1 protein-coding gene is annotated in these 471 nt (G+C 39.7%); it reads left to right on the top strand.

From position 1 onward, the window contains the following. Positions 1-146 precede the first annotated feature (146 nt). Complete coding sequence (locus ACVQ8P_RS00360) at positions 147-437, top strand: PfkB family carbohydrate kinase (RefSeq protein WP_462296869.1); 291 nt, start codon at positions 147-149, stop codon at positions 435-437. Positions 438-471: the final 34 nt, after the last annotated feature.

The raw sequence follows: 471 nt of genomic DNA, 5'->3' as shown, positions 1-471 counted from the left end.
TAGATACGACATGATGAGTAACGAAGGGAGCAATTATTGTGAGGTTGAAGATTGCTCGTGAAAAGTGTGGTAATACGAGTTCAGACCCAGTGCCAATGACTGGAAATGGTGTCATACGAGCTTAACGATTACAATGATCGGGTATTATGACGCCTAAGGAGCATGAAATATTCTTATTAACTGGAATAGAACTAACTGATGAATATTCAATGTTAACTACGGCTGCTTATTATTTTGAACGTGTAATTGATACGGTTATTATTACAATTGGTTCAGAAGGCTTTTTCTTTATGCGTAATAATGGTGAAGAAGGAATGGTTCCTGCATTCAAAGTTAATGCTGTGGATACGACTGCTGCTGGAGACACATTTATCGGTGCCACAGCAACACGTTTACATTCTAACTTGGATAATTTAGCTGAAGCAATGCGGGAGTGAGCAGCTGCTTCATCTGTGACAGTTTCTCGTCCTG

Source organism: Dellaglioa sp. BT-FLS60, from assembly GCF_054941065.1.
The sequence above is the reverse complement of the archived record's forward strand: the minus strand, read 5'-3'. Positions and strand labels throughout refer to the sequence as shown.